General features: G+C 64.9%; 1 protein-coding gene. It reads right to left on the bottom strand.

Annotation, left to right across the window (positions count from 1 at the left end; genetic code table 11):
• Nucleotides 1-57: 57 nt before the first annotated feature.
• On the bottom strand, nucleotides 58-268 hold a 211-nt coding region (locus FS507_RS20035; RefSeq protein ID WP_186314773.1), incomplete at its 5' end, for a hypothetical protein.

The following is a 268-nucleotide window of genomic DNA, read 5'->3' as shown; positions in this document are numbered from 1 at the left end:
GCCCCCCATTCTACTCACAAACCCTTCCACCCACCCTCCACATCCCCCATCTCCTCCTCACTCACCTGCACACTCCTCCCCCCCATCACCCCCCCGCAACCTATCCCCATCCCCTACAACGACCTTCCCACGCACCTCGACCTCCCTCTCCCCCACATCCACCCCCTCCACATCCTCCACCACCCTCTCCAACTCCCCACCCACCACTCCAACCAGCTCAACCCCCTCCCCCACTACCCCACCCTCCTCTTCCTCCCTCCACCCCTCC

This window comes from Corynebacterium glyciniphilum AJ 3170 (genome assembly GCF_007673095.1).
Taxonomy (GTDB): domain Bacteria; phylum Actinomycetota; class Actinomycetes; order Mycobacteriales; family Mycobacteriaceae; genus Corynebacterium.
The sequence above is the reverse complement of the archived record's forward strand: the minus strand, read 5'-3'. Positions and strand labels throughout refer to the sequence as shown.